At 53.7% G+C, this 23,204-nt stretch carries 23 protein-coding genes; 14 read left to right on the forward strand and 9 right to left on the reverse strand.

The window, feature by feature from the left end:
• Positions 1-50 precede the first annotated feature (50 nt).
• The 3 genes from AC2TF6_RS22900 (at position 51) to AC2TF6_RS22910 (ending at position 5,034) form a co-directional block, all read left to right on the forward strand.
• Positions 51-2,018 (forward strand): cache domain-containing sensor histidine kinase, encoded by a 1,968-nt coding sequence (locus tag AC2TF6_RS22900; RefSeq protein WP_491308645.1) that lies wholly within the window; start codon positions 51-53, stop codon positions 2,016-2,018.
• Positions 2,015-3,646, forward strand: coding sequence for a response regulator (locus AC2TF6_RS22905; protein WP_491308646.1), 1,632 nt, complete (start codon positions 2,015-2,017; stop codon positions 3,644-3,646). The genes AC2TF6_RS22900 and AC2TF6_RS22905 overlap by 4 nt, the downstream gene beginning before the upstream one ends.
• A 356-nt stretch (positions 3,647-4,002) precedes the next feature.
• Positions 4,003-5,034, forward strand: a complete 1,032-nt coding sequence (locus AC2TF6_RS22910; protein ID WP_491308647.1) for a serine hydrolase domain-containing protein — start codon at positions 4,003-4,005, stop codon at positions 5,032-5,034.
• 53 nt (positions 5,035-5,087) lie between these two features.
• On the opposite strand, the gene AC2TF6_RS22915 is transcribed toward AC2TF6_RS22910, so the two are convergent.
• Together AC2TF6_RS22915 and AC2TF6_RS22920 are read right to left on the reverse strand one after the other, a co-directional pair.
• Positions 5,088-5,504, reverse strand: coding sequence for a DUF2500 domain-containing protein (locus AC2TF6_RS22915; protein WP_491308648.1), 417 nt, complete (start codon positions 5,502-5,504; stop codon positions 5,088-5,090).
• Positions 5,505-5,682: 178 nt separating this feature from the next.
• Positions 5,683-5,940, reverse strand: coding sequence for an AbrB/MazE/SpoVT family DNA-binding domain-containing protein (locus AC2TF6_RS22920; protein WP_170318711.1), 258 nt, complete (start codon positions 5,938-5,940; stop codon positions 5,683-5,685).
• Positions 5,941-6,399: 459 nt separating this feature from the next.
• On the opposite strand from AC2TF6_RS22920, the gene AC2TF6_RS22925 reads away from it, so the two are divergent.
• Together AC2TF6_RS22925 and AC2TF6_RS22930 are read left to right on the forward strand one after the other, a co-directional pair.
• A complete protein-coding gene (locus tag AC2TF6_RS22925; RefSeq protein WP_491308649.1) occupies positions 6,400-6,573 on the forward strand; it encodes a hypothetical protein in 174 nt (57 codons plus the stop codon).
• A gap of 85 nt (positions 6,574-6,658) precedes the next feature.
• The gene (locus AC2TF6_RS22930) at positions 6,659-7,063 is read left to right on the forward strand and encodes a hypothetical protein (RefSeq protein ID WP_491308650.1); all 405 of its coding nucleotides are present in this window, start codon (positions 6,659-6,661) and stop codon (positions 7,061-7,063) included.
• Positions 7,064-7,514: 451 nt separating this feature from the next.
• Here AC2TF6_RS22930 and trmL read toward each other — a convergent pair whose 3' ends face one another.
• On the reverse strand, positions 7,515-7,979 hold the full coding sequence (gene trmL, locus AC2TF6_RS22935) for a tRNA (uridine(34)/cytosine(34)/5-carboxymethylaminomethyluridine(34)-2'-O)-methyltransferase TrmL (RefSeq protein WP_491308651.1): 465 nt from the start codon (positions 7,977-7,979) through the stop codon (positions 7,515-7,517).
• A 141-nt stretch (positions 7,980-8,120) separates the two neighbouring features.
• Here trmL and AC2TF6_RS22940 point away from each other — a divergent pair, with 141 nt between their 5' ends.
• Positions 8,121-8,834 (forward strand): response regulator transcription factor, encoded by a 714-nt coding sequence (locus tag AC2TF6_RS22940; RefSeq protein ID WP_009676211.1) that lies wholly within the window; start codon positions 8,121-8,123, stop codon positions 8,832-8,834.
• A gap of 405 nt (positions 8,835-9,239) precedes the next feature.
• Here the strand turns inward: AC2TF6_RS22940 and serC are convergent, their stop codons facing one another.
• Positions 9,240-10,328 carry a 3-phosphoserine/phosphohydroxythreonine transaminase gene (gene serC / locus AC2TF6_RS22945; protein ID WP_405080143.1) on the reverse strand — a complete coding sequence of 363 codons (1,089 nt, stop codon included), beginning with the start codon at positions 10,326-10,328 and terminating at the stop codon, positions 9,240-9,242.
• Positions 10,329-10,467: 139 nt separating this feature from the next.
• Between serC and thpR the strand changes: the two genes are divergently transcribed.
• Positions 10,468-11,040: an RNA 2',3'-cyclic phosphodiesterase gene (gene thpR / locus AC2TF6_RS22950; protein WP_491308652.1), complete on the forward strand. Its 573-nt coding sequence runs from the start codon at positions 10,468-10,470 to the stop codon at positions 11,038-11,040.
• Positions 11,041-11,107: 67 nt separating this feature from the next.
• Here the strand turns inward: thpR and AC2TF6_RS22955 are convergent, their stop codons facing one another.
• The gene (locus tag AC2TF6_RS22955) at positions 11,108-11,293 is read right to left on the reverse strand and encodes a hypothetical protein (protein ID WP_491308653.1); all 186 of its coding nucleotides are present in this window, start codon (positions 11,291-11,293) and stop codon (positions 11,108-11,110) included.
• A 231-nt stretch (positions 11,294-11,524) separates the two neighbouring features.
• On the opposite strand from AC2TF6_RS22955, the gene AC2TF6_RS22960 reads away from it, so the two are divergent.
• From AC2TF6_RS22960 to AC2TF6_RS22985, 6 genes are all read left to right on the forward strand, one after another.
• Positions 11,525-12,622 (forward strand): nitric oxide synthase oxygenase, encoded by a 1,098-nt coding sequence (locus AC2TF6_RS22960; protein ID WP_491308654.1) that lies wholly within the window; start codon positions 11,525-11,527, stop codon positions 12,620-12,622.
• A 202-nt stretch (positions 12,623-12,824) separates the two neighbouring features.
• Positions 12,825-13,277 carry a hypothetical protein gene (locus tag AC2TF6_RS22965; RefSeq protein WP_491308655.1) on the forward strand — a complete coding sequence of 151 codons (453 nt, stop codon included), beginning with the start codon at positions 12,825-12,827 and terminating at the stop codon, positions 13,275-13,277.
• Positions 13,278-13,501: 224 nt separating this feature from the next.
• Positions 13,502-14,707, forward strand: a complete 1,206-nt coding sequence (locus AC2TF6_RS22970; RefSeq protein ID WP_491308656.1) for a YheC/YheD family endospore coat-associated protein — start codon at positions 13,502-13,504, stop codon at positions 14,705-14,707.
• A 220-nt stretch (positions 14,708-14,927) separates the two neighbouring features.
• Positions 14,928-15,452: a C40 family peptidase gene (locus AC2TF6_RS22975; protein ID WP_491308657.1), complete on the forward strand. Its 525-nt coding sequence runs from the start codon at positions 14,928-14,930 to the stop codon at positions 15,450-15,452.
• Positions 15,453-15,488: 36 nt separating this feature from the next.
• Positions 15,489-16,256, forward strand: a complete 768-nt coding sequence (locus AC2TF6_RS22980) for a C40 family peptidase (protein WP_491308658.1) — start codon at positions 15,489-15,491, stop codon at positions 16,254-16,256.
• Positions 16,257-16,470: 214 nt separating this feature from the next.
• On the forward strand, positions 16,471-17,601 hold the full coding sequence (locus AC2TF6_RS22985) for a YheC/YheD family endospore coat-associated protein (protein ID WP_491308659.1): 1,131 nt from the start codon (positions 16,471-16,473) through the stop codon (positions 17,599-17,601).
• Between the two features lie 156 nt (positions 17,602-17,757).
• Here AC2TF6_RS22985 and AC2TF6_RS22990 read toward each other — a convergent pair whose 3' ends face one another.
• Complete coding sequence (locus AC2TF6_RS22990; RefSeq protein ID WP_491308660.1) at positions 17,758-18,564, reverse strand: YheC/YheD family protein; 807 nt, start codon at positions 18,562-18,564, stop codon at positions 17,758-17,760.
• Between the two features lie 225 nt (positions 18,565-18,789).
• On the opposite strand from AC2TF6_RS22990, the gene AC2TF6_RS22995 reads away from it, so the two are divergent.
• A complete protein-coding gene (locus tag AC2TF6_RS22995; RefSeq protein WP_016423864.1) occupies positions 18,790-18,891 on the forward strand; it encodes a hypothetical protein in 102 nt (33 codons plus the stop codon).
• A gap of 108 nt (positions 18,892-18,999) precedes the next feature.
• Here the strand turns inward: AC2TF6_RS22995 and AC2TF6_RS23000 are convergent, their stop codons facing one another.
• From AC2TF6_RS23000 to glnA, 3 genes are all read right to left on the reverse strand, one after another.
• On the reverse strand, positions 19,000-20,229 hold the full coding sequence (locus AC2TF6_RS23000) for a DUF1501 domain-containing protein (protein WP_491308661.1): 1,230 nt from the start codon (positions 20,227-20,229) through the stop codon (positions 19,000-19,002).
• Positions 20,230-20,245: 16 nt separating this feature from the next.
• Entirely contained in the window at positions 20,246-21,556 is a 1,311-nt protein-coding gene (locus AC2TF6_RS23005; RefSeq protein WP_491308662.1) for a DUF1800 domain-containing protein, read from the reverse strand.
• A 166-nt stretch (positions 21,557-21,722) separates the two neighbouring features.
• Positions 21,723-23,147 (reverse strand): type I glutamate--ammonia ligase, encoded by a 1,425-nt coding sequence (gene glnA, locus AC2TF6_RS23010; protein ID WP_218229098.1) that lies wholly within the window; start codon positions 23,145-23,147, stop codon positions 21,723-21,725.
• Between the last annotated feature and the right edge of the window lie 57 nt (positions 23,148-23,204).

Here is a 23,204-nt window from a genome sequence, read left to right on the forward strand (position 1 = left end):
GCACGAGGTGAACCGTTAGGTGGAATATATTGATCTGAGGAGTCTGCCCGATGAACAAAAGCAGCATTCGTACACGCCTCATCCTGCTCATGCTGGCCGCAACCGTCATTCCGATCGTCATCTCCATGATCGTCACGTATTTCTACACCACCCGTTCGGTCGGAACGAAGCTGATTCAGGAGAACGCGAACCTGATTTACCAGGGCAAAACGAATGTACAGGCGTACATGGACACGCTGAACCGCAACTCGCTGTCGCTCTATACCGATCCGGGCATTCTTCTGATGCTCCGGCGGAATGTGCATGATTACACGAACGAAGCCCAGACCTATACCCTGCTGCAAAATATGACTCACTCCGCGGACGGCATTTACCAGATCTATTTCTATATGGCAAAAGCCCGCAGGTCTACGCTGCTCATCGGGGATATTCCGAAGCGCGGCTACGATACGGATAATTTCAGCGAGCCGTATACGACCGGCAACCCGTCTTCCGTCGTGGAGCCCACGCATATGAGTTCCATTTACGGCCTGGGGCAGAGTCCACCTTATTATGACCCCCGCCCCGTCATTACATTACACCGGGCCATCTTCAACGTCCCGACGACGGAATGGCTGGGGACTTTGTCGATCGATATCAAGCTGGAGGCGATTCAGGACATTGCCGATCAGCTTTTTAACAAGCAGCACGAACGTCTTTACCTGCTCGACCAGTCGGGCATGGTTGTTTATTCCGGGGACAGCGCTCTGATCGGCAAGCCCCTCTCCGATGCCTGGACGGCCCCGATTCTGGAGTCGAAGGAAACGCGCGGACAGCTGGAACTGAACAAGTCGGTTTATTTGTACGAAAAAATGGACACCCCTTACATGAAGTGGACGCTCGTAAAGGAAATCCCGCACAGCTATCTGTATGAAGGGGCGCGGAGCCTGACCCAGATCAATATCATCATCGCGGCGGTCTCCCTGCTGCTCGTCATTGCGGCCACTCTGTTCGTGACGATCCGCATTACCGCCCCGATCAAAAAACTGATCGGAACGATCAACCAGATCCAGGCCGGTAATCTGACGGCCCGCGTAGACGGCGAAGGGCAGGATGAAATCGGCATTCTGGTCCGCCGGTTCCGTACGATGATGGAGACGATCAACAACCTGATTCTGCGGGAGTACAGGCTGAACATCGCCAATAAAACGAATCAGTTGAAGGCGCTGCAGGCCCAGATCAACCCGCATTTCATGAACAATGCGCTGCAGTCCATCGGTACGTTGGCTCTCCAGCATAACGTCCCGCGCATCTACTCGCTGATCAACTCGCTGGGGAAAATGATGCGCTACAGCATGAACACGAACCAGGAAGCCGTCCCGCTCTCCATGGAAATCGGCCATGTGAAAGCGTATCTGGAACTCCAGAAGGAGCGGTTCGAGGGTAAATTCCGCACGGACTTCGAACTGGACGAAGCCGCTCTCGGCATCATGGTTCCGAAGATGATCGTTCAGCCGCTGGTTGAAAACTATTTCAAACACGGCTTCGATCCGAAGCTCGGCCCCGGCCACCTGACTGTGCGGGTCCGGCTCGAACCCGGCGGTGAGACGGGACCCGATGAGGTCCCGCTCAAACCGGACGGAGAAGCGGGGCCAGGCGGGATCGGCGCGGAGAGCGGACCCGCAGCCGACGACGCCGCTCTGAGAAACGCGCCGGCATCCCGGCCGGACGAAGATTCCGCTGCGGCCGACGCGTCGCCCGCTTCCGGCGGGCCCCGCGCAAGGCCCATCCTCTTCGTGGAAGTCGAGGACAACGGACGCGGCATCCCGGAGGACAAGCTGACGGAGCTGCAAGCCGGACTTGCCGTTATGCGCGAGGAGACCGGGATGGACGAAGAAGGCGGAATCGGGATCGGCAACGTGAGGACGAGACTGCGCCTTTACTTCGATCCGCAAGCTTCGCTGACACTTGAAAATACGGACCCGCATGGCGTCCGGATTACGATGCGCATTCCGCTCGGGGAGGATACCACAACATGATCGCATTACTCGTAGACGATGAGAAACATGTCCGCAATGCCTTGCGGATGCTGATCAAATGGGAAGAACACGGCATTTCGCAAATATTCGAGGCGGAGAACGGAGAAGAAGCCATTGAGGTGATCGGACGCGAAAAGCCCCAGATCATCATCACGGATATGATGATGCCGGTCAGGGGCGGCGTGGAGCTGCTCCAATGGCTGCAGGCCAACGACCCTTCCGCCAAATCAATCGTAATCAGCGGCCACGACGATTTCGCTCTCGTCCGCCATACGATCCAATACGGCGGAACCGACTATATCCTGAAGCCGATCGATCCGGATCAGGTCAACGAGGCGCTGGCCAAAGCGGTCGCCAGTTGGAACAAAGAAGAGAGTGAACGGTCCCGAAGCCTGGAGCGGAACATCGAGATGAACCGCATCAAGCCGGTCTACTGGGACCGGCAGTTGTCCGGGCTGCTCGACGAGCCCGCACAGAATCCGGGCGCCGTCCGGGATCTGCAGGCCGACTGGGGCCTTCCGGCGGGAACGGGCTCGTGCCGCATCGCCATTCTCAGCATGGTCACGATGGAGACGAAGCTGAAGAACAAATTCGGCCGCAACACGGACCTGCTCTTCTTCTCGCTGATCAACATCTGCAACGAGTTTCTGCATCGCCGCAGCCGCGGAGCCGCCTTCCGCTACTGGAGCTCCAACGAGATCGTGCTCCTGGTGTGGGGCGAGCCGGACAAGGTCCCCGCCCTTCTCGGAGACATCAACGAAGGCATCCTGACCGCCCTGCACAGCCGGCTCGATTTCGGGCTCAGCGGAGCGCACGCCTTCCCGGACGGCCTTCCGGCGGCTTACCGCGAAGCCCGCGACGCGCTGCGCCAGCGCAATCTGCTCAGCCGCGGCGGCTGGATTCACGAGGCTGTCCGGCCCGAAGGCCTCCAGCCCCGGCGGCTGCGCTTCAGCGATTTCGAGGAGGTGATCCGCACGGCGATCCGCAGCGGCAGCGCCGAAGAGATCTCCTCCGCCGTGCAGGCGTGGTTCGACGGCGTGCGGAGCCTGAGCGCCATTACGCTCGAGCAGATCGAGCAGTGGCGCCGCGAAGCGGACACCATGCGGGGCCGATGGATCGAGGACTTCTTCCCGGACGGTCCCGAAGAGCTGCTCGCGGAGCTGCGCTCGGAAACCGGGAACGGGGAGACCACCGTCCCGCTGAACGAACAGGGCACGCTCTCGCTTGCCGACTGGCAGCAGGAGCTGACGCATTCGTTCGTCCAGCTTTCGAAGCAACTGCTCAAAAGGCAGCACCGCGAGAAGAACGTCATCTACGACATCGCGAAATATTTGCAGACGCATTATCACGAGGAAATTTCCCTGCAGGATATCGCCGGCCGTTTTTTCCTCTCCCGTGAATATATTTCGCGCAAGTTCAAGCAGGAGTTCGGCACGAATCTGTCCGACTATCTGGGCGCCATCCGCATCGACAAAGCAAAGCTGCTCATGATGAATCCCAACCTGCGGATTTCCCAGGTCAGCGAAATGGTCGGGTACAGCGATGAGAAATATTTCAGCAAAGTGTTCAAAAAAGTGACCGGCTGCTCGCCGAATGAATACCGGAAAGCCAACCAGCCGATGATGTAATAACCTTGTTCACATTTTTGTCATTTTCTTTTGAACGGTGATTGGGTATAATTAGGCTAACGTATGTTTACTTGGAGGTGCGCTTGGATGTCTCATGCTTTCTGGATCATTATTGCAGTGCTTACCATGTTTATCGTGGCCATCTTCACATCTTCGTACAACGAGGATAAAACCAAAGGCCTGTAAGTTTCGCCCGTTATGCGGAAATAAACGAAAGCCCTGGATATGAAATGATCCCCACCCTAGCAAGCAGAATGAATTTCTTGTTCTGTCCGGCTGCGGTGGGGATTTTTTTATGGGAGCAGGGAGACATGGGAACGATATCGTTTCATGTACAAAGAGCGGAGGAAAGCGACATGAAAGAAATCATCACCGAGTCCATGAAAAGCCTTAAAGAGGCAATCGGATTTTCCGGTACAGCCCTTGCAAAAAACAAGGACGAGATCCTCGCTGCCTTCAGCAACGGCTATGCCAACCGTTCCGAAGGGATTCGTAACCGGGCAGATACCCGTTTTGGAATAGCATCCGGGTGCAAGTTGTTTACAGCCGTAGCAATCTGCCAACTAGTGGAGAAAGGTCAACTCTCTTACGATTCCAGGCTGCAGGACTGTCTCCCTTTAGAGTTCAAAAATTTTGATCGAAAAATTACGATTCATCATTTGTTAACTCATACTTCTGGAATAGCCGACTATTTCGATGAAGAGACTATGGATAATTTCGAAGACTTATGGACCCATTATCCCATGTACCGCGTCAGACGGCCTCAAGATTTCCTCCCCTTGTTTGCGGATAAGAAGATGAAGCATGAGGTCGGCCGTGTGTTCCATTACAACAACGGAGGCTATATTGTTTTGGGATTGGTTGTTGAACACCTCAGCGGACTCGCATTCAGCGACTATGTAGAGAAATTTATTTTTGCCAAAGCGGGCATGATGGATTCCGGATACTTCGAAGCGGATTGTTTGCCTGAACGTGCGGCAGCCGGCTATATCGATCACGAAGACGGAAGCTGGAAAACTAATGTATTTTCGCTTCCCGCCAAAGGCGGCTCGGACGGCGGCGCTTATGTAACGGCACCGGATATGACGAGATTCTGGGAGAGTTTAATGAATTATGAATTAATAAACGAGGAAACGACCGCTGCGCTGTTGCAGCCCCATGTGCATATAACCAACGATATTTACTATGGATACGGACTTCGAATGAAGCTTCGGCAGCAGGACGTAGAGAAGTATATTTTAATGGGGTATGATCCGGGCGTGAACTTCAGGTCTGTTTATTATCCCGAAGAGGCACGTTCTATCGTGGTTTGTTCCAACAAATCGGGCGGAGCTTTCGAAATCATTTCCGGCATTGAACAAGAATGTACCGGGCAAAAAAGGGGCTGATTTCTCAGCCCCTTTAGTCGATTCGGCCTGCATCAGAATCCGATCGCCAAGGCTTACGGATAACTGACCACCCGGTGCCGCGCAAAACCGAGATAACGGGTGCCCTGAAAATTCAGCTTCCCCATATCCCCCTCCACAAGTTGGCCGTATTCGGACCCGCTTACCCGAAACTCGATCCGGTCGCCGCTCTCTACCTCGAACGTGACGAAATAGGTCGTGTCCGTGGAATGGCTGTGCATGGATTCGTTCGAAGCCGAATGGTGGTGGGATACCTCCGTGCGCTTCGTGGCGACCCGCGCTTCTACCGTCAGTATCGGCTGCTTGTTGTTATGGTTCCACTGCAAAATACTCCTCACTAAGGTAAATCCGATAAAAGCCAGAATGGCGATGAAAAAGATAGGGAACAACACCGACATGAGACCGAACAGCCCCGGTCCGTTTCCAAATCCTATGCCGTCTATGTTCATCACGGCTCTCTCTCCTCTCTATTCCGCATCTGAAAGATCTGTCCTGATTTTACCATATCCCCTTGCTATTAGGGGGTCAAAAAAAAGACAGTGTCATAAAAAAACGCCGTCTCCCTAAGGAAACGGCGTTTTTTTAACTTCTGTGTTCGATCTTCTCGGTAAAAATAGGCAATAAGCCCTACTAGACTCTCGGTTGTTTCATTGCGTTCATTTCACCCAGACAATTGGAACAGATGTGACGCTCTTTAAATTCGTTAACATGATCCATCTCACCGCAGAATACGCATTTCGGGCGGTATCTCTCTAGGATGATATGGTCCCCTTGTACTAAAATTTCGACCGGATCGCCTTCGTTCATTTGGTATCTTTTACGCAGCGACTTAGGTAATACGATACGTCCAAGCTGATCCACTTTACGGACAACTCCAGCTGGTTTCATCATTGTGCCACTCACCTCATTTCACCGAAGTATAATCGGCTTTGCAATCTTTACCCATTTTTATTCGCCAAATTTCTGCTAATTCCTTCTAACTTCGTTATATTCTTTTTATTTGGGGATACAAAACGGAGAAGATTACAAGATTCCAAAGCACCAGAGCAAAAGAACCTTTGTCCGGCTCGCAAATTAGCCCGGATATGCCTATACGCCTAGTAAATTTTCCCGAAAAAATTGCCCGGCTTCCCTTTCCGCGAATACCGCACTGCTGCTTTAGGCTCATGCAATCCCGTAACGAATCCCGGGCTCTCTAGTTTTCAAGAATCCGAAATGAACCTTCCGGCCCACTTCTGCCTGTAACTAGATCCCGTTTATAAATATAGCAGACAAGTATAAAGGAGGGAAAAAAACTAGGGAAGCTAGTTTCCGTTCGTAAGTCCCTTCTTTTCGGAAAGAAGGGACGTGAAACCAGACATGGATGAATTCCTTATCCCGATTATGATTCTCACTTTTCTCGGCACTCTCTTGTTTATTTTCTGGCGCCCCGACATCAACGAAGCCATTCCCGCATCCGCCGGGGCCTTGATTATCCTGCTCTTCACGCTGGTCTTTCAGCATAGTGGAATGACTTACTGACTATTTATTATGAACCGAAACAAGTAATCCTTCATAAAATGAAATTGGTCATTTGACTAATTCATCAAAATGTGGGGGCTAAAAAATGTTAAGTTTTCATACAGAGCGACAGATGATTCCTCATCCAATTCTTTTGGAGGCAAGACAAATTGCTTCGAATCAAATTTTATTGACATATGATAAGCGAGCTGATTTAGCGTCAGCAACAAATGTTTCGAATTATTGGATTAGAAGTAATATGGGTCCTGTTGGTATCGCGAGCGTAGGAATGAAGGATGCACTAACAGCAGAGAACGCAATACGCCCCGATATGGCAATGATAACACCTGCTGACAATTCCATGATGAGATACGTCTTAGCATTTAGGGTAAATGCTATGTCTGGTATAATGTATACTGTACTCCCTTGTTTTGTTAACTTAGAAGGCATGACTGGATTTAGAGGAGAAAACTGGGCTCCTTTCAGCAGAAATATGTTTATTGGCATGTAATTTAGATGTTTGAACCGATACTTAAATTATCCGTCCTTTCATTCACCAAAAGATTTTGATCTGTAAACAAGATAAACATATCTTAATAGTCAGATTCACTAGAAGTATTTTTATGTACGACAAGGACAGTTCCAATTGTTATAAATACTGCAAGAATGATTATTATCTTAAGTTTCATCCCATTTGCTCCTTGTCATGATCTAGTTCTAATTTTTGCATGCTTACTTTTTATCAAAAAAATCCCAATCCACTTTGTATAAGAGGTTCACTCCGGAACTGGGCCCACCCATTTTTCCAAATAAAGCTTTACATTTGAAAATAATTTCGTTCAAAAAAAGAAGATAACCCCTTGTGAATCAAGGGGTTATCTTTTGTTCTAGCTGTATCCACGAACCTATAATTTGTCTCATGTAATGTATGAATGATCTCAAAACATGATAAACCCCTTTGTTTACCGGAGTCCCGGAAAATCGTTCTGGCGGAGCGCCTCGAACAGGACGATAGCCGCCGAATTCGACAAGTTGAGCGAGCGGACCGCATCCGACATCGGCATTCTCAAGGTCTGGCCGGGGTGGGCCTCCAGAATTTCGGGCGGGAGCCCCTTCGTCTCTCTGCCGAACACGAAAAAATCGCCGTCGCGGAATTCGAAATCCGTGTACCGCTTATCCGTTTTCGTGGTGGCAAAAAAGAACCGGCTTCCGGCATATTTCTCTTTGACCTCGTCAAAAGAATCGTGATATTCCAGTTTGACGGAATGCCAGTAGTCGAGCCCAGCCCGTTTCAGTGTTTTGTCGTCCGTTGAAAATCCGAGCGGCCGCACCAGATGCAGGTAAGTTCCCGTCGCTGCGCAGGTCCGGGAAATATTGCCCGTATTCGCCGGAATTTCCGGTTCAACCAATACGATGTGAAAAGCCATGCTGCACGTTCACCTCTTTCCTCTGCTAGTATACCACTTTCCGCTCCGCAATTTTAACACTCGTTTTACGTGTTCTTAATATGACCGTGATACATAGATGCGATAATAGAGCTAATAACCGAACCCAAAGGAGACCGATTCATGAAGAAAAAAGTGCTAGTCGTAGACGACGAACCTTCGATCTCCATGCTCATCGAGTTCAATCTGAAGCTCGTAGGCTTCGAAGTCCAGTGTGTATATGACGGTGAGGCCGTATTTGACGTCATCGGCCAGTTCCGTCCCGACATTATCGTTCTCGACCTGATGCTGCCCAAAATGGACGGCCTGCAGGTCTGCCGCAAGCTGCGCAGCCAGAACAATCTCGTTCCCATCATTATGCTCACCGCCATGCAAGATTTATCGGATAAAATCGCCGGACTGGATAACGGTGCCGACGATTACATGACCAAGCCTTTCAGTCCGCAGGAGCTGATTTCGCGCATTCAGGCGATCATCCGCCGCATCCAGACCCTCCCGGCCTCGGGCGAAGAAGCTCCGATCACGATCGGCCAGCTCAGCATCCGTCCCGATCAGCGCGAGGTAACCTGCGCGGGCAAGCCGGTTGATCTGACCCCCAAAGAATTCGAGCTGCTTGTGTTCCTTTGCAAGCACAGAGGCAAAGTACTGAGCCGCCAGCAGTTGCTGCACGGCGTCTGGGATTATCATTTCCTCGGCGATACCCGTATCGTCGATGTCCACATCTCACATCTCCGAGATAAAATCGAGGCCAACGCCCGGACACCCGAATATATTATGACCATCCGCAACGTCGGCTACAAATTGACCGAACCCGCCATTAAAGAGAGTTTTGCCTGAGGGCCTCCCGGAATACAAGCATACACAAGGAGTAAAAAGGAACGGCGGATGATTCCGCCGTTCCTTTTGTATGGCTTTACGGCCCAGGGATAATCGCTTCGCGGGCAGTCCGGGACAGAAGCGCGCGCGACTTTCAAACGCTTGTTCAAGTCCTGCAAAGCGGACGTTCAAGAACGTGCCGGATTCTCCGGCTCCCGTTCCGGTTCCTCGGGAAAGTCGCGCGCTGTCCTTGCAACGGTTTCAGAAGCTCCTGAAGAAATCCCCCGGATGATCTTCAGATAATTGCCGATCCCGGGATAAGCCGCAGCTTCCCGGTAGGAGCGTATTCCGGCAGCACAAAAACGAGGCCCTTTGCGGGGCCCCGTTTTCCGGTCATGATAAAGAAGGATGCCTGTTTGTAAACCATTACCCGTTGCGCTTGCTGAAATCGTTCATAAACTGGGCGAGTGCCTGGCACGACTCGTAAGGTACCGCATTGTAAGTCGAGGCTCTCAGACCGCCGACGCTGCGATGACCTTTGAGACCGACAAATCCGTTTGCCTGGGACTCCTTGACGAAAAGCTTTTCCAGCTCTTCCGATTGCAGACGGAACGTAATGTTCATTCTGGAACGGCTGTCCGCATCGACGCAGCCTTGATAGAAGCCGCCGCTGGCATCGATAGCGTTGTAGATCAGGTCGGTTTTGTCGCGGTTGATCTTCTCCAGCGCGGCAAGTCCGCCCTGACGTTTGATCCAGTGCAGCACCAGATTGATCATATACACCGAATAAGAAGGCGGTGTGTTGTAAAGCGAATCGTTCTTCACGTGGGTGTCGTAGCGGAACATGGTCGGAAGGTTCGCATTCGCGCGCTCCAGCATATCCTCCCGCAAAATAACGACCGTTACGCCCGAAGGACCTAGATTCTTCTGAGCCCCCGCGTAAATCAGGCCGAACTTCGAGACGTCGACCGGACGGCTGAGAATATCGCTGGACATATCCGCGATGAGCGGAATGCTGCCGGTGTCCGGGTAGCTTTGAACCTGCGAGCCTTCGATGGTTTCGTTCGACGTGACATGCAGATAAGCCGTCTGATCGGACAGGTTAAGCGCACCGAGATCCGGCATGCGCATGAACTTCTGATCTTTCGAGCTCGCCGCAACCGCGGTTTCCCCAAAAAGTTTCGCTTCCTTGATCGCTTTGTCCGCCCAAGCGCCGCTTTGAACGTAGGCCGCGGTTTGCCCGGCTTGCAGAAAATTCATGGGAATCATGGTGAATTGTGTGCTTGCTCCGCCTTGGAGGAAAAGCACTTTGTAGCCGTCCGGAATGCTGAACAATTCTTTAAGCAGGTTTTGCGTTTCGTTGTTCACCGCTTCGTACTCTGCGCTGCGGTGCGAAATTTCCATAATCGACATGCCGATGCCGCGGAAGTCGACAAATTCCTTCTGCGCCTGTTCCAGCACTTCCAACGGCAGAGCCGCCGGACCGGCGTTAAAATTGTAAGCACGGTTTCCCATTTTTCTCTCCACACCCTCTGCTTCATTTGATTTATCGCTATGATAGCAGTATTCGCCAGCACCATCAAGAGAAAGTTGTATGGATACGGGCCTTTCCGCCAAAATTAAAAGAAGCTTACGCAAAAGGAGCAAATCCGACATGACCGATCCGTTAGAGCGCCTGTTCGTCGCCGTTCCGCTGACCGGACCCGTCAGGGAGAATCTGAGCGGCTGGACCGAGAGGCTGAGAAATTCAGGAACCCCCTTCCACAAATGGGTTCATCCGGAGGACTTCCATATCACGCTGAAGTTTATCGGCGACACGCCCCGGTCTACCCTGCCCGCCCTCTCCCCTCTGCTCAAACAAGCGGCAGAGGCTCATTCTCCGCTGGAGCTTACCGCGGCGGGAGCGGGAACCTTCGGCCCGAAGGATGCCCCGCGCATCCTCTGGGCCGGCCTGCAGGGCGATCTGGACGCCCTGCAAAGGCTTCAGCGTGATGTGGAGGCGGCCTGCTCGTCGCTCGGCTTCGAGCCGGAGGACCGGCCCTACCGGCCCCACATCACGCTCGCCCGCCGCTATACAGGCGGGCGCAAATGGGCGCGTGAACTGCTGGACGCGCCGGGTGAGCCTCCTTCCGCCTCCTGGGCGGCGGAAGAGATCGTGGTGTACCGGACCCATATGGGCCGGTCACCGATGTATGAACGCGCAGGAGCTTTTGCTCTGCGCGGGTGAAGGAAGGGCCGCCGGGGACGTTACGGCGGCCTTTTTGCCGCGGCTGCGCGACCACGCGTCGACGTCGCTAGCCGGCTCCCTCGCCCGCTTCGCCCATGCGCAGCAGCCCCGCTCCCGCCCGTTCCGCGGGCGCATCCTGTGCTCCCACGCGCACGACATCGCTGTCCCGCTCCCTCGCCCGCTTCGTCCAGGCGCAGCAGCTCCGCTCCCGCCCGTTCCGCGGGCGCATCCTGCGCGCCCACGCGCACGACATCGCTGTCCCGCTCCCTTGCCCGCTTCGCCCATGCGCAGCAGCCCCGCTCTTCGGCATCCGCTCGCTCCCTTCCGTCCCGTATGAAAACCGCCGCCGGGAGACATCCTGACAGGGCGGCGCACGCGTTCCCAAAACTGTCGATTTTGCGCCTCCGAATTTATGTTACGCTCATTATATAGCAAGGACTAACGGACTACCCCGTGCCGATCCTTGAACCAAGGAGGCATTCGAATGAACTCAACTAACGACATCGCGGACAAAGCCCGCGCCTTCCTCTATACCTGTTACAGCGAATGGGGCCGCAGCGAACAGGAAGCCGAAGAACGATGGCTCGACGTTTGCGCCCAAATCGAAGAAACCGGCACTTACGTACATAGGCCGGAAGAACTGGAGTACGGCGCCAAATTAGCCTGGCGCAACAGCAACCGCTGCATCGGCCGTTTGTTCTGGAACACGCTGAGTGTATTTGACGGCCGTCATACCGGCACCTTCGAAGAAGTGCGCGACTCTCTGCTTACGCATATCCGTTTTGCCACGAATGACGGAAAAATCCGTCCGGCCATCACCGTACTCCCTCCCGCCGGGAAGGACGGCAATTGTCCCGTACGCATCTGGAACCACCAGCTCATCCGTTACGCCGGTTACGAGACGGAGAACGGACCGGTCGGCGATCCGAACTCCATCCCCTTCACACGAATTTGCCGGGAGCTGGGATGGGAAGGCGAAGGAACGCCCTTCGATCTGCTTCCGCTGGTCATCCAGATCGGCGACGATGCTCCCCGGTGGTTCGAGCTTCCCCGCGACCTCGTGCTGGAGGTTCCCCTCCGTCATCCCGAGCTGCCGGGTTTCGAGGATTTGCAGCTGAAATGGTACGCCGTGCCCATTATCGCCGACATGCGGCTGGAAATCGGCGGTATCTCTTATCCCGCCGCCCCTTTTAACGGCTGGTACATGGAAACCGAGATCGGTGCCCGCAACCTGGCTGACGAACAAAGATACAACCTGCTTCCGCGGACGGCTTCCCTCATGGGGCTGGATACCGGTTCGAATGCGACCTTCTGGAAGGACCGCGCATTGATTGAGCTGAATGCCGCCGTGTATCATTCTTACCGCAACGCCGGCGTATCCATTGTCGATCATCATACGGCAGCCCAGCAGTTTCAGCTATTCGAGCAGCAGGAAGCCCAGGCGGGAAGAGAAGTAACGGGAGACTGGACGTGGCTGATTCCCCCGGTATCTCCGGCGACTACGCCTATTTTTCACAGCAAGTATGAGAACATCTGGAAAACCCCGAACTTCTATTACCAGAACATGCCTTACGAGAAATAACTCCAATGAACCGGCCGATGTATTTATAATTAGGCCTCGTTTAAAACACCGGTCAGACATCAATAAACATCCGGATTTCTTTGAAATCGTCGGCTCCGGCATCCTGTTGAGTTCGCTTACGCAAAAGCCTGTGCTTCATGCATAGGCTTTTTTTGCTTGTCTTGGTCCATTCCCCTAACCCGCCCAAGAAAGGAGGAGAACGATGATGTGGAACTGGATGAAAAACCGTAAAACCGGCAGCCCCATGCCCGAGCCGCGGATAGCGGTACCGAGCCTTTATATAGAAGATATTTTGAGCGGCAAGCAGATTTCCACGGGAATCGAGGAAAATCTGAAGCTTTTTCAAAATGTTCTTCAATATAACGATGATCTGACCGTCCGCCGTTTCCACCTTTCAGACCATGGTCCGCATCAACCGGACCGGCATGCAGTTCAGATAGGAGGCGGTTTTATCCTAAAAATCGGCTTTTTGCATGATCTCGGAGGTTATTTTGCGGTATCGGGGCTGATGCTCCTCTGGATCGTCAAGCGGATGTATGCCGTAAGCGGCTGGTACAGGGAACAGACGTTAACGCTGTGGCTGGGGATCGTGCAGTTGGCGCTTGGCCTCCTGTCGCTGAACGTTCATTATTTCCTCAAACTGTCCATCTGGTAAATCCGCGGCAGTGTACAGGCACACCAACCCTCCCCTTCTAATAAAATGCTTGCAGGAGATTCGTTTGGAGAAGGGGATTATATATGGCCAAACAGGTTCCGTCCCGCAAAAAGCGGCAAGCATCACCACTTCCGGCTGGACTGTTCCGGGTGGATCCGCAATCCTCCGGGAGCAAAGCCCCGCCCCCCGGCGGCTCAACGGGACCGGAGGAAGCAATCTCCGCCTTGGATACCGCTGAAAGCCAGCAGCCCCGTTCCGCAGAGACCGGCTGTCTCGACGGGCTGACCGAAGATGAACTTCTTGAGGCACAAATCCATGCGAAAACGGGCCCCTCCAACCCGCTGATCGGCGTACTCGTCAAAACGCTTCAGCCCTCCTCACCCAACCTGTTCGGAGGAATCACGGCTTTTTGCAAAGAGCTGGATGAAGCGAGCAAGGAGCAGGGAGCCCGCGTTTTTTTCTTCTCCGTTGACGGCATAAAGCCGGGAAGCCCGCGAATAAACGGCTGGCACTATGCCTTCGGGAGCTGGAAAAAAGAAACTTTCCCGATGCCTTCCGTTATTTATAACCGGCTCACCTCGCGCATTCTGGAAAACCGGCCGAAGGTCCAGCAATTTTTCCGGGATGCCAAAGCAAACTACGGCGCCAAAGTGTTTAACGAGAAATATTTGAACAAAACGGAAGTGTTTCAGGCTTTAAAAGACGAAGCGGCGTGCAAAAGCTTTCTTCCCGAGTCGTATCTCTTCAAAAACTATGCCATGCTGCAGTCTATGTGCAAAAAGCACGCCACGGTCTTCCTCAAGCCCGTGCTGGGAAGCCTCGGCAAAGGCATCCTGCGCGTCTCCGCGCTGGGAGGGGAATCGTACAGCTGTGAAATCCCTACGCTGAACGGTACGAGCCGCAAAGTGTACCCGAGTCTGCTGAAGCTGTTCAACGCCCAGGCCGGGAAGCTGAAAACGAGCCGCTACCAGATCCAGCAGGGCCTCCAGCTCGTGCAGGTCGGGGGCCGTCCCGTCGATTTCCGCGCCCTCGTCCAGAAGGACCAGCGGGGAGAATGGGCGATCACGTCCGTCGTCGCCCGGATTGCGGGGGCCAATCACTTCGTCTCCAACCTGGCCCGCGGCGGATCGCTCAGCACGGTTATGGAGGCGCTCGCCCGCACCTCTCTGCCGGCCGCGGACCACAAGAAGATCTCGGCGCAGATTCGTAAAGCGGCCCTTGCCGTAGCGGAAGGCATACAGACGCATATTCCCGCCCTGTTCGGCGAGCTTGGGGTCGATCTCGCTGTCGATACCGACGGGCGGGTGTGGCTGCTGGAAGTCAATTCGAAGCCGTCGAAGAACGACAATACCGCGCTCGACGGGGGCAGTAAAATCAGGCCGTCCGTCCGCAGGGTCATCCGCTATTCCAAGTATTTGGCGATTCATTAATGTAAGCGCAAGAAAACCCGAGATAAACGGAGGATAGCGGAGAGAAAACAGAATGAAAGGCTTCTCATCCGCTCAGTAGTTCCTTTCCGGCTATTTCTAATAGTTTTCTAATTAAACGGCGCAAACCCAGACGAGGTCTGGGTTTGCGCTTTTTTATCCAATTAACCCCATCTTTGTGTGTGCTATACTGAGACACATCACGAGATGGAGGTACAAGACAATGAAAAAACAACTAGGAAAGAAACTCATCATCGCAAGTCTGAGCGCCGCAATCGCCCTCTCGGGAGGACTTACTGCTCTTCCTCAGCAATCGCACGCCGCCGTTTCTTCTTCCGCTTTCAAAACGAAAGCCGATAAGATCATCACACTGGGTAACAAATACCTCGGCAGACCTTACAAATTCGGAGCCAAGACAGGCAACACGAGCTCCTTCGACTGCTCTTCTTTCGTTCAATATGTATATCAGCAAAACGGCATCAAACTTGCCCGCGGCGCACGCGATCAGTCCAAAAACGGAACAAAGATCAAACGCAGCGAGCTTCAACCGGGAGATCTCGTTTTCTTCTCCACGACCAAAACAACGAAATATTCCGCAAGCTCCGTTAACCGCATCGGTCACGTCGGGATTTATGCCGGCAATAATAAAGTCCTGCACACCTTTGGAAAAGGGGGCGTCACATACAGCAACATGGGTTCCGGCTGGTGGGACAACCATTACGTGACCGCAGTAAGAGTCATCAAATAACTCACACAATCTTTTTACTAGCGGAGGATTCTTTCTATGAAAAAAATAGCCAAGCTTGTGCTGGGACTAAGTCTTCTTGCAGGAAGCAGTCTTAGCGCCGGCGCCGCCTTTGCAGAGACGGCACCAGCAATAACAACATCATCTACTATTATTACCACAGGCAATCCATATCTGAAACAACTTCCTTATTCCAGTCAAGGAAAAATTTATGGATCCGTGCCTAAAGGCACCAAATTGACTGTGCTCGAAAATACAAACAAGTACTTCGTCAAGGTGAACTATAACGGTCAAACCGGCTATATTTCCACCTTGTACTTAAAGGTTGTCGGCGGCGGAACTTCTACGGCTCCGGCTCCTTCTAAACCCGGAAATTCCGGTTCCAGCAGCGCAACCTGGAGCAAGCAGGCGGACAGCATTCTTTCGTTCGCCAAGTCTCTTCAGGGTAAAGTGCAATACGTTTACGCCAAGAATGACACGAAGAACCTTATCTTCGACTGCTCTTCGTTCACGAAGTATGTGTTTAACAAAGAAGGCATCAATCTGCCTTGGGGCGCAAGAGCTCAGTATAAGCTGGGAACGCCCGTCAACAAGAGCGAGCTGCGCAAAGGCGATCTCGTCTTCTTCTCCACGACGGCTACAGCGGGTAACAAAGACACTGTCAACAAAATCGGCCATGTGGGCATCTACATCGGCGACAACAAATTCATCCACAACGTGAATCCGAAGGATGACGTTGTCATCGGCGATCTCAACAACACTTGGCAGAAAAATCACTACGTCGCATCGGCCCGCATTCTCAAATAATGCGTCACGGCCTTCAAAACCGGGAGCTTGGCTCCCGGTTTTTTTGCGTATGCGGACTTCCAATCCCTACTCGTACATTCATTGTATGACAAAAGGTTCCGGACCGTTCCCCCGCCGGGGAAGGATAGGCGCCGCGCCCCCCGTTTCAAACTCACAAACCGCTCCCGCCGGCCATATGATAATACAGTTTAACAAGAAGGGACTGGGAATCGTAATGGCAAAGCCCGTAATCGGCATCCTCACCTGGCGGGAGGGGCATTCCTTCAAGGAACCCGGCTATTTTCGCTCGCTGGTGAGGGAAGGCCAGAAATTAGACGCCACCGTATTTATCTTCTCTCACAAAGATGCGTTCCCGGATAAAAAACAGGTCCGCGGCTATGTACCGGTCGGAAACGGAAGCTGGACCAGCCGTATCTTCCCCTGGCCGGACGTCGTCATCGACCGGTGCCGAACGGCACAGGAAGGCTACAGCGAATTCCGCAAACAAAAGCATTTTGTGTACGCCAATCATACGTTTACGAACAAAATGAGCGCGACCCGGCTTTTTTCGAACGAGGAAGCACTCAAGAAATGGATTCCGGCTACCGTCGATTATAACGCCGAAAACCTCGTGCGCATGTTCAAAAATCACCAGATTGTTTACATCAAACCCGGAAACGGAACCGGCGGCAAAAGCATCGTGAAGATTTCACGGGTGAATGGCGGCTACAGACTGCTCGGACGGACGAAAGGGTACGCGAAACGCAACGTCCTCTTCCGCAGCCTCACCTCGCTCACGAACTGGCTCAACCAGTGGGTCCGCCAGGAGAGGATACGCAAGGGCAGCTTTATGATCCAGCAGGGACTGGATCTGGATCTTCTGCCGGGCCACGTGTCCGACATGCGGCTGCTCATCCAGAAAAACGATAAGGGCAAGTGGGAAGTTACCGGCGAAGGCATGCGCATAGGCAGCGTTAACAATCCCACTTCGAACCTGCACGGAGGCGGCCGCGCGTCCTCCACCGAAGCCGTGCTTCACAAACGTTTCACGCCCGAGAAGACACGCGAGATCATCGCCGAGTGCCACGATCTGGCCCATGGGGTCGTCACCGTCATCGAGAAGCATTTCGGCAGAATGCTGGAATACGGGCTCGATATCGGAATCGATAAGCAGGGCAGCGTGTGGCTGATCGAAGTAAATCCGAAGCCGGGGCGCGAACTGTTTAAGAAGATGGGCCGCAACGATCTGTACCAGCAATCCATTCGCCGGCCGCTGCAGTACGCGCTCTATTTGAACGAACAAACACAGAAGCAGGAACAGAAGCAGGAGCAAAAGCAGGAACAGAAGCAGGAGCAGGAAAAATAACCTCCGGCCGCCTCGTCACCGGATCACAAATCCGACGGGGCGTTCCTTCACAATCGGTCTTGCGGTTAAAGCGTAAAAAAGGGGTGCAGGAGATTCTCCTGCACCCTTCCTGCACCTTTTTTATGCGTTTTTTCCGAGCGGCTCCGGTCCTGCTGTCTATACCTTGGTAAGAGGCCGTGATTTAAGGCTATTGTCGACGCTCCTTCCGCGGAGGATGATCCGGTTTGCTTTTTTGTACTTTAATATTTTCTGGTAGATGCTCTTGTCGTCCAGTTTTTTGAAAATAGACGCGTCCGGTTTGGTGTTCACTTCGAGTATCCAGGGCTTCAGCTCGCTGTCCAGCGCGATATCCACGCCGATCGCCGTTACTTTGGGATAGCCGGTCTCCATATATTCGGCGATTTCATGGCCAAGCCGGTTCAGCTTTGCCACGTAATCCGGCACTTGTTCCTTTTTCAGATACTCTTTCAAAAGCTTCGAAATTTCCGTAGGGGTTCCGCCGCGGTGATAATTGGTCACAATCTTATCCGGGTGGGCTACACGGCCGATAATACCTGTGTTTTCCCAATCGCCCCGCAAATTTTTCTGTACCATGATCCGGATGTCGAAAGGCCGGCCCTTGCTCGTCAGAAGATGAATGCCCCGCTGAACGAGATGCTTCGTGTCCCCGAAACATTTGGACATGGTGCGGTACAGCTCATCGTACGTTTCGAATTTCTTTTTCGTCTCATTGATCTGATACCGATACCGGCCCTTAGAGCTGTATTCCACCTTGAAAATGCCCCGGCCGCCCGTCCCGTTGTTCGGCTTGACGTACACCATCCGGTACCGTTTAAGAAAGTCGTACAGATGATCTTTCGTTGCCTGCGCCGTATCCGGCTGAAACTTTTTCAGCTCCGAGTGCCGATTCAGAAATTGGGTTTTACCCAGTTTGGTATTGGGCAGAACGTTTTGTGAATCCATGGCCAGCCTCCCGTTTTCTCCATATGCAAGTTGCCGTAAGCGAAATCCGGCAAGTAAACCGGCGATTTTGTTAGATCTATTCATCTGATTTCTATCATACGGCTGCAGAAGCCAAAACGTGCGAATTTCGGGCCGCTTGCATAACTTGGGCACCGACCACCCAGACCCTGCGGTTTCGCGGCGCATACGATATCACGTACTCCATTAAGAAGGAGGTCATGCGAAATGTCAGGAGTTGGCGGATACGGCGGCGGTTTTACAAGCACAGGTGCCATTCTGGTTCTGTTCATTCTGCTGGTTATCATCAGCAGATCCTTCCTGTACTAATTCAGCTCAAACCGGCTGAAGCTTGAACGACAAGAAAGACCGTTCCCCCTAGGGGGAACGGTCTTTCTTTCATTGAGTTGTACCGGGGAGGCGTATGCAGGAAGCAGTCTAAACGAACGAGAGCTTCTCGTACAAGCGCCCGACCGCACTGCGGGCGTCTCCGTTCAGCCAGTTCTCCACGACGGTATAATACACCGATCTGAAGTCGAGCTCCGCCTTCAAATCTCCCTTATCCAGCTTCGTGAGGCTCGGATAGGCCCCGTAAAGCCCGCCGCTCACTCCGCCTCCCAGCAGAAAAACCGGTCCCGCGGTACCGTGATCCGTCCCGCCGCTGCCGTTCTCCTTCATTCTCCGGCCGAATTCGGAGAACGCCATGACCATGACCTGGTCCTGGAGGCCGTGAGCTTCCAGGTCGCGGTAGAACGCGCCGAGCCCCCCGTCCAGAGTGGACAGCATAGCCGCATGGTGCGCCTTCTCGTTGGCATGGTCGTCGAACGGACCGAGCTGCGTGTAGAAGACCCGGGTGCCGGAGCCGGATGCCATGAGCTGCGCGGCAAGCTGCAAATCCTTGGCGAACGAGGTGTCCGGATAAGGCGCGCCTGCCGTATATCCCGGCCGCAGAGAGCCGATCGCTTCCACGCTGCGGTAAGCTTCAATCCCGCTGGAGCAGGCAACCCGCAAGGGAGCGGCCTGCTTGTTCAGGTTGTACATATCCAAGAAAGCCTTGTTCAGTCGGCCGCGGTCCGGATCGGGGGGCTTGCTGGTAAAGATTTTATAGGAATCCAGCGCGGACACAACGGGAAGCGAAATGGAGTCGTGACGGAGAGCACGCGTCTCCGTCTTCCCGAGCTGGACGGCCCGGAGCGGATTCGCCGTATCCAGGGACGAAAAAGCGTAGCGCCCCAGCCAGCCGTCGCTGATCCGCTTCTCCGGCTCCCCGGTATGCCAGATTTCCATGGAACGGAAATGGGAATGGTCTGGCTTCGGGTAGCCCACGCCCTGGACAATCGCGACCTTTCCGCGCTGGTACAGCCCGTGAAGCTGCGTGAGACTCGGGTGCAGGCCAAGCTGGCCGTTGATATCCAGCACCTCATGCTGCTGGAGACGAAGACGCGGCCTGGCGTCGTGATACGCTCCGATTCCGTACGGAATCAGCGTATTGAGGCCGTCGTTGCCGCCGGAAAGCTGGACCACGACAAGAACCCGGTCTTTCGCCCCCGCGGGTGGTCCGGGCTTGAGCATATTTTTACTGTCCGCATAAAGCAGGGGGCCGCCAAAGCCGATGGCCGCGATAAGAGCCGTCCCCTTGATCAGAAAATCTCTTCTCGTTAAATTCATATCCGTAATCCTCCGCTCACTTCATCTGCGCTTCCGGGCTGATGAGCAGAAGCTGCAGCAGGCTCCGTTTGCCGACGGCCGGTTTTTTCGAGCTCACGATCGTCTCCGCCGCATACTGCGTCAGCACATTCATCGTGTTCTTGCCGAGCGGAGCCAGCCCTGCGCCGCGTCTGCACCCCTCCACATAAGCTTCCGGACCGGTCTGCGCCCCTTGCGGAGCCAAAGACTGGAGCTGGTCTTCCGTGACGCGTTTGGCCACCTTCTCGGCGAACTGGTAGCGTGCGATCAAGCGGCTTGTCGCCAGCCAGGAAGCCCCGCTCTTCCAGCCGGAGACATCCGGCGGCGCGTACAGCTCCATGCCCATGAGCCCCATACTCGCACGGAAAACCGCCGTTAGGGGAAGCCCCAGGGTCCGCATCGTGCCCGCCACGTACTCCGCCGGATTTTTGACAAGAGACAGCCGGTAGGCTTCCTCGTAAAATTCGTCGGAAGCGAACAAATCGTACAGCACGTCCCCGATCGACGGCATCTTCGCGATATTGCGGGCGACCCGGTCTATCCAGGCATCGGAAGGATTTTCCGCGGCAAAATATTGGAGCAGTTTCGTCGCCAGAAACTTCGGGAGCGCCGTCTGCTTGAAAACGAGGCGCACCACATCGGCGGAATCGAAATATCCGGCTTCGCCCAGAAAAACCTTATGTCCGGCATCGTGCCGCGCTTCCTGATACTGAACGATATCGGTTGTCCGGTTATAGCTCCAACCCGTCAAAGACCTTGCCGCTTCCTTCACATCCTGTTCGGTATAGTTGCCGATGCCGAGTGTGAACAGCTCCATCATCTCGCGGGCGTAATTCTCGTTGGGACTCCCCTTCTGATTCGTATAAGAATCAAGATACAGCATCATGGCCGGGTCTTGGCCGATTTCTTCGGTCAGCTTGCGGAAGCTGCCCAGGGCGTGCTGCCGGAACAGGTCGTTCTGCCGCACCATGAGCTTGATATCGCTCACTTTATATTGGGACGAAGCAAAATGACCGTGCCAGAACAACGTCATTTTCTCCACCAGCGGAGTCGGCGAAGCAATCATCCGATACAGCCAGTACGTTTGCTGATCGCCCACTCCCGTGACAATCAGCGGCTTTTCGTCGGCCTTTACCTCCGAGAACACAAGGGCGGAAGCGGCTCCGTCGGCCAGAGGCTGGCCCGAGGTGAGCCTGCGAACCGTCTCTTCCCGGCCTAACTTCAGACATCTATCCACTTCTCCCGGCGTAGCGGAAAAAGAAGCTCTCCCCAGCAGATGGAGGACTTCCTTTTCGGTCCAGGGTTTCATGTTGTACACCACCTAATTCTTTTACTTCCTACTTACTATACAAACAAAATATGACATGGGATTTAGGAACATGCTAAGAGAATGTTAGGAAAACAAAAACTCCCGAAACATTTGGGAAATGTCCGGGAGTTTTGCCTGCTTTGAGCGAGGAGAAAAAGAGGGGTGATTAGCAGCCGAAGTACAGGGAATACTCGTGCGGGTGGATGCGGATCGCAACATCTTTCGCTTCGCCGCGTTTGATGTCGACATAGTTGTTGATGAAATCCTGCGTGAACACGTCGCCTTCCAGCAAGAAGTCGTGATCGGCTTGCAGAGCGTCGAGAGCTTCGTCCAGTGTACCCGGCACGCTGCGGATTTCGGACTTGTCTTCGTCGGACAGCTCGTAGATATTTTTATCCAGCGGACCGTAACCGAGCGCACGCGGATCGATTTTCTTCTTGATGCCGTCCAGACCGGCCATCAGCATAGCCGCGAAAGCCAGGTAAGGGTTAGCCGTGGAATCCGGCGTACGGAATTCGATGCGGCAGCCTTTCGGTGTTACGGCCGCAACCGGAATACGGACTGCTGCGGAACGGTTTCCTTTGGAGAACACCAGGTTAACCGGTGCTTCGTAACCCGGAACGAGACGTTTGAACGAGTTCGTGGACGGGTTCGTCAGAGCGAGCAGAGCCGGGGCATGGTACAGGATACCGCCGATGTAGTGCAGAGCCATTTCGCTCAGGCTGGCGTAGCCGTTTTTGTCGTAGAACAGAGGCGTGTCGCCGTCAAAAATACTTTGGTGAACGTGCATACCCGATCCGTTGTCGCCAAAGAGCGGCTTCGGCATGAAGGTTGCGACTTTTCCGTACTGTCTCGCCGTGTTGTGAACGATATATTTGTATTTCATGAGATTGTCGGCTGTTTTGGTCAGCGTATCGAAACGGAAGTTGATTTCCGCTTGACCGGCTGTCGCCACTTCGTGGTGATGACGCTCGATGCGAAGGCCCGCTTCTTGAAGCAGACGGCACATTTCGCTGCGGATGTCCTGCTGGGTATCGACCGGTTGAACCGGCACATAGCCGCCTTTAACGCCGATTTTGAAACCCAGGTTGCCGCCTTCTTCTTTGCGTCCGGTGTTCCATGCGCCTTCTTCGGAATCAACGGAGTAGTAAGAGGTATTCATGCCGCTTTCGTAACGGACGTCGTCGAAAATGAAAAACTCGGACTCGGGAGCAAAGTTCGCCGTCGTGCCTACGCCGGCTGTTTGTAGGAATTCTTCCGCCTTCTGTGCGATGCTGCGCGGATCGCGCTCGTAACGCTCACCGTCCGGCGTGTGGATGTTACACATCACGATCAGTGTCGGGTGAGCCGTGAAAGGATCGACATAAACCGACTCCGTATCAGGCATCATGACCATATCCGACTCTTCAATGCCGCGGAAACCATGAATGGAGGAACCGTCAAAGGCAACTCCGTTCTCGAAAGTTTCTTCCTCGACTTCGCAAGCCGGGAGAGAAATGTGGTGCGCCTTACCTAAAAGATCCACAAAACGAAAATCGATCCACTCAATGTTTTTTTCCTTGATGATGTTCAAAACGTCCTGTACTGACATGTATAAACCCTCCTAATTCCGTACATTCACAATGGTTTCCCTGTGTAATGTTCCAGT

The sequence above is a fragment of the Paenibacillus sp. JNUCC 35 genome (assembly GCF_058269095.1).

Coding starts and splice junctions, on each gene's coding strand:
- AC2TF6_RS22900 (WP_491308645.1), top strand. CDS start 51: ATGAACAAAAGCAGCATTCGTACACGCCTCATCCTGCTCATGCTGGCC.
- AC2TF6_RS22905 (WP_491308646.1), top strand. CDS start 2,015: ATGATCGCATTACTCGTAGACGATGAGAAACATGTCCGCAATGCCTTG.
- AC2TF6_RS22910 (WP_491308647.1), top strand. CDS start 4,003: ATGAAAGAAATCATCACCGAGTCCATGAAAAGCCTTAAAGAGGCAATC.
- AC2TF6_RS22920 (WP_170318711.1), bottom strand. CDS start 5,940: ATGAAACCAGCTGGAGTTGTCCGTAAAGTGGATCAGCTTGGACGTATC.
- AC2TF6_RS22930 (WP_491308650.1), top strand. CDS start 6,659: ATGTTAAGTTTTCATACAGAGCGACAGATGATTCCTCATCCAATTCTT.
- trmL (WP_491308651.1), bottom strand. CDS start 7,979: ATGGCTTTTCACATCGTATTGGTTGAACCGGAAATTCCGGCGAATACG.
- AC2TF6_RS22940 (WP_009676211.1), top strand. CDS start 8,121: ATGAAGAAAAAAGTGCTAGTCGTAGACGACGAACCTTCGATCTCCATG.
- serC (WP_405080143.1), bottom strand. CDS start 10,328: ATGGGAAACCGTGCTTACAATTTTAACGCCGGTCCGGCGGCTCTGCCG.
- thpR (WP_491308652.1), top strand. CDS start 10,468: ATGACCGATCCGTTAGAGCGCCTGTTCGTCGCCGTTCCGCTGACCGGA.
- AC2TF6_RS22955 (WP_491308653.1), bottom strand. CDS start 11,293: ATGTCGTGCGCGTGGGCGCGCAGGATGCGCCCGCGGAACGGGCGGGAG.
- AC2TF6_RS22960 (WP_491308654.1), top strand. CDS start 11,525: ATGAACTCAACTAACGACATCGCGGACAAAGCCCGCGCCTTCCTCTAT.
- AC2TF6_RS22965 (WP_491308655.1), top strand. CDS start 12,825: ATGATGTGGAACTGGATGAAAAACCGTAAAACCGGCAGCCCCATGCCC.
- AC2TF6_RS22975 (WP_491308657.1), top strand. CDS start 14,928: ATGAAAAAACAACTAGGAAAGAAACTCATCATCGCAAGTCTGAGCGCC.
- AC2TF6_RS22980 (WP_491308658.1), top strand. CDS start 15,489: ATGAAAAAAATAGCCAAGCTTGTGCTGGGACTAAGTCTTCTTGCAGGA.
- AC2TF6_RS22985 (WP_491308659.1), top strand. CDS start 16,471: ATGGCAAAGCCCGTAATCGGCATCCTCACCTGGCGGGAGGGGCATTCC.
- AC2TF6_RS22990 (WP_491308660.1), bottom strand. CDS start 18,564: ATGGATTCACAAAACGTTCTGCCCAATACCAAACTGGGTAAAACCCAA.
- AC2TF6_RS22995 (WP_016423864.1), top strand. CDS start 18,790: ATGTCAGGAGTTGGCGGATACGGCGGCGGTTTTACAAGCACAGGTGCC.
- AC2TF6_RS23000 (WP_491308661.1), bottom strand. CDS start 20,229: ATGAATTTAACGAGAAGAGATTTTCTGATCAAGGGGACGGCTCTTATC.
- AC2TF6_RS23005 (WP_491308662.1), bottom strand. CDS start 21,556: ATGAAACCCTGGACCGAAAAGGAAGTCCTCCATCTGCTGGGGAGAGCT.
- glnA (WP_218229098.1), bottom strand. CDS start 23,147: ATGTCAGTACAGGACGTTTTGAACATCATCAAGGAAAAAAACATTGAG.